We start from the raw sequence: 7,976 nt of genomic DNA, 5'->3' as shown, positions 1-7,976 counted from the left end.
AGCAGCCATGAGCCGGTCGGGGCTGCTGCGCAAGATGAAGCAGATCATGGGAGTGACGCCACTCGACTTCCTGCGTGAGGCGCGTATGAAACGTGCGTGCCATCTGCTCTCGTCAACCGATATCCCGATAAGCGACGTTGCATATTCTTGCGGATACTCCGACCCTAAATATTTCAGCAGAAGCTTCAAGGCATCAAAGGGAAAGAGTCCGAAGGAATGGAGAAACGGAGATGCAGAAGGGTAAAACTTCCCTAAAATTGTTTCTTTTGCTCAATTTAGGATGCAATGTAAATAATAATTCCTATCTTTGTATTGTGCGATGGTGCGCACCATCGACATATATATATATTACGGACATAAACACACTATGATTATGAAAGGAAACGGATTATTTGCGGTAGTACTCAGTGCGGCACTGTTGGTGTCGGGCTGCGGTTCGATTAGCGACGGCGGCGCTTCGGGAGGATTTCTCGGAGCAGAGTTGGGAAGCATTCTCGGTTCCGCCATCGGTGGCATAAGCGGTGGACCAAGAGGCAGCGATGTCGGTACGATAGTTGGCATGGCCGGCGGTGCCGTGATAGGTGCCGTGGTGGGTGACGCCGCTGATAAGGCACAGCAGCGAAAGGCAGAACGCTACGACGGCAATTACCGTGGAGACAACAGAAACGGGAATTACCGTGGAGACGACAGAAACGGCAATTCCTCGTATGACAGCCGGTCTTATGGCGATTCAGACGATGACGCCACAAGCGATTTCGACCCTGAGAATGGCGGTGACGACGTGATACAGTTTGATGCTCCTGCCGATAATACATCCGTTGAAGAACCGGATGTAGTCAGCAAGCTCCAGTCAGATCCGGCTCCAGTCAGCGCTTCGCCCCTGGAGCTCCGCAGCGTGAGATTCGTGGGCAAGGGCAACGGTCTTGAGCTGCATAGCGGTGAATTGGCAAAAGTGGTGGTGGAGGTATACAACAATACTCCGGAATATATGTATAATGTGAAACCCATGGTGATGGAGACTTCCGGCAACAAGCATGTCTTCGTTTCGGCTCCAATCATAGTGGAAAAAATCGCTCCCGGCAAGGGAATACGCTATACGGCGATGGTGAAGGCAGACAAGAAACTGAAAGACGGCAAGGTGCATTTCACAGTCTGCGCCCAAGAGTCGGCACAACTCCGCAAATCAGAAATCAGAGAGTTTGACGTCACTACAATAAGGTGAAAAAGCTCAGAAAACGAGTTTTTCGGTGCTATACCAGCAGATATTTAACAAATAGTAAGAACTAAAATAAAATTTTCTCGATTTTTCTTGCAGCGTATTTTGAAAATGCCTACATTTGCGATGTGATAATAAACACTTTGATAAAACACATAATTAACATAATCTTTTAAATAAAAACACATTACTATGGAAGTGGAGAAAATCATGCAACAGCTGGAGCAGAAGCATCCAGGCGAGTTGGAGTATCTACAGGCAGTTAAGGAAGTACTTATTTCCATCCAGGACGTTTACAACCAGCATCCTGAGTTCGAGAAAGCTAAGATTATCGAGCGCATCGTGGAGCCAGAGCGTATCATCACGTTCCGTGTGCCATGGGTTGACGACAACGGTGAGATTCATGTAAACCTCGGTTACCGCGTGCAGTTCAACAGCGCTATCGGTCCGTACAAGGGTGGTATCCGCTTCCATCCGTCAGTAAACCTTTCAATCCTGAAGTTCTTGGGCTTCGAGCAGACATTCAAGAATGCACTTACTACTCTGCCAATGGGCGGTGGTAAGGGAGGTTCAGACTTCTCTATCCGTGGAAGAAGCGACGCAGAGGTTATGCGTTTCTGCCAGGCTTTCATGACAGAGCTTTATCGTCACATCGGTCCTAACGAGGACGTTCCTGCAGGTGATATCGGCGTTGGTGGCCGTGAGATCGGTTACATGTTCGGTATGTACAAGAAGCTCACACACCAGTGGAACGGTGTATTGACAGGTAAGGGACTTGAGTACGGTGGTTCAAAGATCCGTCCTGAGGCTACTGGTTTCGGTGCTATCTACTACGTGCATCATATGCTCGAGACTCACAATATCGACATCAAGGGCAAGACAGTCGCTGTCAGCGGTTTCGGTAACGTGGCATGGGGTGCTGTTACAAAGGCTACCCAGCTCGGCGCTAAGGTTGTTACAATCTCTGGTCCAGACGGCTACATCTACGACCCAACAGGTATCAGCGGTGAGAAGATCGACTATATGCTCGAGCTCCGTTCAAGCGGTAACGACGTTTGTGCACCATACGCTGAGAAATATCCAGAGGCTAAGTTCGTTGCTGGCAAGAAGCCATGGGAGGTTAAGGTTGACATCGCTCTGCCTTGCGCTACCCAGAACGAGCTCGGTGCTGCTGACGCAGACATGCTCCTCGCTAACAAGACATTGTGCGTAGCTGAGGTTTCTAACATGGGATGTACAGCTGAGGCTGTTGACAAGTTCATCGAGGCTAAGCAGCTCTTCGCTCCTGGCAAGGCTGTCAACGCTGGTGGTGTTGCTACTTCTGGTCTTGAGATGACTCAGAACGCTATCCACCTCGGTTGGACAGAGGCTGAGGTAGACGAGCGTCTGCATCAGATCATGAGCGACATCTATGAGCAGTGCGTTAAGTACGGTACTGAGGCTGACGGCTACATCAACTACGTGAAGGGTGCTAACATCGCCGGCTTCATGAAGGTAGCTCACGCTATGATGGCTCAGGGTATAGTATAATTCTTTTTGATGAGAAAATACTTCATAATACTGATTTTATTGATTACATTTGGATGTCGTCTCTCTCTCCTCGCTCAGGAGAGAGGGGTGGCATCCTATTATTCTAACCGTATGCATGGCAGACGAATGAGCAATGGGGAGAAATACCATCGCGACAGTATGACGTGTGCCCATGCAAAGTATGCTCTTGGCACTTTGCTAAGGGTGACAAACGTGAAAAACGGCAAGAGTGTTGTCGTGAGGGTTACCGACCGCTGTTCGCGTCATGCACGCAGGATCATCGACCTTTCGATGGCGGCGGCAAAACAGTTGGGGCTGATGGCGGCAGGAGTGGGAACGGTCTTGGTGGAGCGTTTCCATCGCAAAAATGAAATTCCGTATCGTGGTGACGATGATGTGGAACTTCCGGAATTTGACTTGGAGGTGACAAAACCAGCTGACGGCTATGTGCCGGCATGGCAGCAGAAGAATGTGAAGAAGTAGGACGGCTGTTGTATTTGTCCTGGTGCAGAGTCTGGTCTCTTTTGTTTTTGTCAGCGGCTTGGAGTTTCTTTGTATTCCAGGTATTTCTTGGCATTTGGTTTTTCATGTGCTTTAGATCGGTTCATAAAAAAAAGTCCAGTATGCTCTCGCACGCTGAACTTCCACTAAAGCTATTTACCTTATGTCGCTAATTACATAAGTTTTGAAGCGCCGATATCACATCGTTCTTTAGATTGTTGTCCTGCGAAAAACAGGCAATCCAGCTTCATGAATTTCTTTTAAACCTCTCCAGGTTTTTAAATAAATATGTAAGTCAATAAATTAATTAATGTTATGAAAAGTCTTTATTATGAATCTCTTGTCTCAGACAATCCGCTTGCCGCCGATGCCTGTTCGTTTCGCCGCTGCTTCGTTTCCTGACACGGCATAACATTCCCGACAATTATTTCGTGCTTCTGTCAGCCTTGTTTCTCAGGCATGACATACGCAGTCAATGTCATCATATAGGATAATCCCTTTGCCGCAAGATAAACAATCATCCCTGCATTTTTAAGTTTTGAGAATTAGACTGTTGAATAACGCCTTTGTCGTTCCTCGTGTTGGCGCATGTTGCAACCAACTTACTTCATGCTTTAGATTTTTGGCATCAGGCTTTAATGATGCCTGTGCTCGTTGTGGTAAGAATTATCCATATACTTTCAGTGCAAATATACGTATTATACTCTTAATGGCGTAACTTTTCTTCTTGTATTCCTTTTCTTTTCACGTTTTTTAAAGGTTGGGTGTCGAATATCCCCTTTTGCTTTATAAAAATGTCCCTTTTAATGTTGTTCGGCCACTTTGTGGCAGACTTGCTTGTCGGCAAACCGGACCTGTGGTTTAAGGTTTAATATGTTGTCTTTCATTCCAAATTGTTGACATATTGCTTGTGATTTTATATATACTTAATTTGTGTGTTAGCGAGAAAATGGATATATTTGCATCAAGAACCGATTTCATCAGCATTGCTGACACATAACGGAAGCAGTGCAAAGATGTGAATTGCAGGCAATACAAACAAATAACACTCCAACCTATGAACGAACAAGCGCCCCAGCAATGGAATAAGTTTTATCTCAAGGATGTGTCATTCAAGAACCTGATGACGCATCGTATTTTCAATGTCCTCATCATCGCTAACCCCTACGACGCCTTCATGCTCGAAGACGACGGGCGAGTGGATGAAAAGATTTTCAATGAGTATACTGAGCTCGGCCTTCGCTATCCGCCCACCTTCACTCAGGTGAGCACCATGGTGGAAGCCTCCGAAGTGCTCTCCACCACGAGCATCGACCTCGTGATATGTATGCCTGGAAATGCCGACAACGACGCCTTCACCGTGGCGAGGGCGGTGAAGAGGGAGTTTCCGGATATCCCGTGCGTGGTGCTCACGCCATTCTCGCATGGCATCACGCAAAGGATAATGAACGAAGACCTCTCGATATTCGAATACGTGTTCTGCTGGCTCGGCAATACCAATCTCATCCTCTCTATCATAAAACTCATCGAGGACAAGATGAACCTCGAACACGACATCGACGAGGCGGGAGTGCAGATGATACTCCTGGTGGAAGACAGCATCCGCTTCTACTCCTCCATCCTGCCCAACCTCTATAGCTACATCCTTACCCAGAGCCAGAGCTTCGCTACCGAGGCGCTCAACTCCCACACCGCCACGCTGCGAATGAGAGGAAGGCCAAAGGTGGTGCTCGCCAGAACATACGAGGAGGCGATGGACTATTTCGTGCGCTTCCCCGAAAACATTCTCGGCGTCATCAGCGACTGCCGTTTTCCGAAGGGAGGCGTGAAAGACTCTGAGGCAGGACTCAAACTGCTGTCGGAGTTCCACCGCCGTGCCCCGTTCCTGCCGCTCATTATGGAGAGCAGCGAGACGGAGAATGCCGAGAAAGCCGAGAAGTTGGGATTCCGCTTCATCGACAAGAATTCAAAGAAGATGAACATCGACCTGCGCAATGTCATGGCGGAGCACATGGGATTCGGAGACTTGATCTTCCGCGACCCCAAGACCCATGAGGAGATACGCCGCATACGCAACCTGAAGGAGTTGCAGGACAATATCTTCAGCATCCCAAATGACTCCATGCTCTACCACCTGTCGCGCAACCACGTGAGCCGTTGGCTCTGTGCCAGGGCGATATTCCCCGTGTCGGAATTCCTTAAGACGGTGACGCTGGAGAAACTCAGAGACGTGGACCAGCATCGCCAGATCATCTTCGATGCCATCGTGCAATACCGCCACATGAAGAACGTGGGAACGGTGGCCGTGTTCAAACGCGACCGCTTCGATGCCTACAGCCACTTCGCCCGCATCGGCGACGGTTCGCTCGGCGGAAAGGGCAGAGGACTCGCTTTTCTGGACAATATCATAAAGACACATCCCGAATTCAATGAGTTTGAGGGGGTGAAGGTGTCGATACCGAAGACCGTGGTGCTCTGTACCGATGTCTTCGACCAGTTCATGGACAACAACAACCTCTATCAGCTGGCACTCAGCGATGCTCCCGACGAGGAAATACTCCAGGCATTCATCAAGGCGCAGCTGCCAGACCAGTTCATCGACGACTTCAAGACCTTTTTCGAGGCTATCCGCCATCCTATAGCGATACGTTCCAGCAGTCTGCTCGAAGACTCACACTACCAGCCCTTTGCCGGCATATATTCCACATATATGATACCCTATCTCGACGACAAGGACGAGATGCTGCGTATGCTCGCCGCTGCCATCAAGAGCGTCTACGCCTCGGTGTATTTCAAGGATTCCAAGGCGTATATGACTGCCACGCGCAACGTGATAGACCAGGAGAAGATGGCGGTAATCCTTCAAGAGGTGGTGGGCAAGCAGTATGGCGACCATTTCTATCCTAATTTCAGCGGTGTGCTTCGTTCCATCAACTATTATCCTTTAGGATATGAGAAGTCGGAGGAGGGTATCGCCAGTCTTGCCCTCGGACTCGGAAAGTATATCGTAGACGGTGGACAGACGCTGCGTGTCAGTCCGTATCATCCCACCCAGGTGTTGCAGACGAGCGACATGGAGATTGCCCTGCGCCAGACACAGACGCAGTTCTATGCCCTCGACATGAAGCGCGTGGGAGTGGACTTCAAGGTGGACGACGGTTTCAATATTCTGAAGCTCAAGGTGAAGGATGCCGAAAACGACGGCGCTCTCAATTTTATCGCTTCCACCTATGATGCCAACGACCGGGTGATTCGCGACGGACTGTATGATGGCGGACGCAAGATAGTCAGTTTCAACGGTGTGCTGCGCCACGGAGTGTTCCCGTTGCCCGAACTGCTGAAACTGTCAATGCACCACGGCGCCGACAGTATGCGCCGTCCGGTGGAGATTGAGTTTGCCTGCACTCTCAATGATGACCGCACTGGAGAGTTCTATCTCCTGCAGATACGTCCTATCGTGGACAGCAAACAGGTACTCGACCAAGACATCATGACAATTCCTGATGACAAATGTCTGTTGCGCTCGCACAATTCCCTGGGACATGGAGTGAGCGACGATATCGTGGATGTGGTGTATGTGAAGACCGACGAGAACTTCACGGCATCTGACAATCCCGTGGTGGCGATGGAGGTGGAGCGCATAAACAAGAAATTCCTTGCCGACGGCAAGAATTATGTGCTTGTGGGACCCGGCAGATGGGGCTCGAGTGATTCGTGGCTCGGTGTGCCGGTGAAGTGGCCGCATATCAGTGCGGCGAAACTCATCGTGGAGACCACGCTGAAGAACTACAGTGTGGATCCGAGTCAGGGCACTCACTTCTTCCAGAACCTCACCAGTTTCGGTGTCGGCTATTTCACCATCGACGAGAATAAAGGCATGGGATTCTTCCGCAAGGAGATTCTCGACGCTATGCCTGCCGTAGAAGAGACACCGCATGTGCGCCACGTTCGTTTCAGCAAACCGTTGCATATCATGATGGACGGAATGAAACAGGAGGGACTGGTAATATGCGATACGGAAGATGCGAAAGGGAACGACGCACGATAATGGCCGCTTCTCCTCCTTGTTGGATAGTTGGAAGCAGATAGGTGCTGACAGGCTGAAATATACATTGGCATTGTTACACCCTATGTTGTTTTGTAACTTAAAAGCGAGGAATGCTGACGGTTTGTTACATTATATCCTTGATGTATATCAAGAATTGAGTGTATTTCGGAATAAATACATGAAAAACACTTGCAATTTATTGTTATAAGCAATACCTTTGCAACGTGTTTTTCATAGTATTAGATTTAAGGTTAACAAGGTTGGAGTACAGCGGTACTCCTTTTTTTATGTCCTTACGTCTCGTGCGGCGCTTTTATGAAGTTCACAAATCTTGATTTTCTTCATGTGGATTGGTGTGTTTTGGATTACTTCTTCTTCAGCTACAATAATATAATAAAGTAACAAGGGCTAAAATATTGCCATGCAATATCCTAACCCTTGTATTGTCGGGATTACTGGACTCGAACCAGCGACCCCGTCGTCCCGAACGACGTGCGCTACCAACTGCGCTAAATCCCGTTTATTAAAGTGATGCAAAGGTAGTGCATTTTTTGATAATAGCGAAATTTTTCGGGATAAAATTTTGGAAGTACGAAAAAAAAGCGTACCTTTGCACCCGCAATCGAGAAATGGTTGCGATTTTTATTAAGACAATGGTGCCATAGCTCAGTTGGTAGAGCA

Annotated in this window: 5 protein-coding genes and 1 tRNA gene; 5 read left to right on the top strand and 1 reads right to left on the bottom strand. The window is 48.6% G+C overall.

What is annotated here, in order from left to right; translation table 11 throughout:
* The 5 genes from QVO99_RS05015 to QVO99_RS04995 all read left to right on the top strand — a co-directional run.
* A partial coding sequence (locus QVO99_RS05015; protein WP_288176968.1) for a helix-turn-helix domain-containing protein occupies positions 1–244 on the top strand: 244 nt, incomplete at its 5' end.
* A gap of 123 nt (positions 245–367) precedes the next feature.
* The gene (locus QVO99_RS05010) at positions 368–1,222 is read left to right on the top strand and encodes a hypothetical protein (protein WP_156136960.1); all 855 of its coding nucleotides are present in this window, start codon (positions 368–370) and stop codon (positions 1,220–1,222) included.
* Positions 1,223–1,408: 186 nt separating this feature from the next.
* Entirely contained in the window at positions 1,409–2,746 is a 1,338-nt protein-coding gene (gene gdhA / locus QVO99_RS05005) for an NADP-specific glutamate dehydrogenase (protein WP_022316504.1), read from the top strand.
* Between the two features lie 39 nt (positions 2,747–2,785).
* Positions 2,786–3,229 (top strand): septal ring lytic transglycosylase RlpA family protein, encoded by a 444-nt coding sequence (locus tag QVO99_RS05000; RefSeq protein ID WP_231560831.1) that lies wholly within the window; start codon positions 2,786–2,788, stop codon positions 3,227–3,229.
* Between the two features lie 1,075 nt (positions 3,230–4,304).
* The gene (locus QVO99_RS04995) at positions 4,305–7,295 is read left to right on the top strand and encodes a PEP/pyruvate-binding domain-containing protein (RefSeq protein ID WP_022316502.1); all 2,991 of its coding nucleotides are present in this window, start codon (positions 4,305–4,307) and stop codon (positions 7,293–7,295) included.
* A gap of 446 nt (positions 7,296–7,741) precedes the next feature.
* Here QVO99_RS04995 and QVO99_RS04990 read toward each other — a convergent pair.
* Positions 7,742–7,814: transfer RNA gene (locus QVO99_RS04990), tRNA-Pro, on the bottom strand.
* Positions 7,815–7,976 lie beyond the last annotated feature (162 nt).

Source organism: Prevotella sp. CAG:592 (assembly GCF_000436015.1).
GTDB lineage: Bacteria > Bacteroidota > Bacteroidia > Bacteroidales > Bacteroidaceae > Prevotella > Prevotella pectinovora.
The sequence above is the reverse complement of the archived record's forward strand: the minus strand, read 5'-3'. Positions and strand labels throughout refer to the sequence as shown.

Excerpts from the sequence above, each read along its gene's own strand:
- QVO99_RS05010 (WP_156136960.1), top strand. The coding sequence starts at position 368 with ATGATTATGAAAGGAAACGGATTATTTGCGGTAGTACTCAGTGCGGCA.
- gdhA (WP_022316504.1), top strand. The coding sequence starts at position 1,409 with ATGGAAGTGGAGAAAATCATGCAACAGCTGGAGCAGAAGCATCCAGGC.
- QVO99_RS04995 (WP_022316502.1), top strand. The coding sequence starts at position 4,305 with ATGAACGAACAAGCGCCCCAGCAATGGAATAAGTTTTATCTCAAGGAT.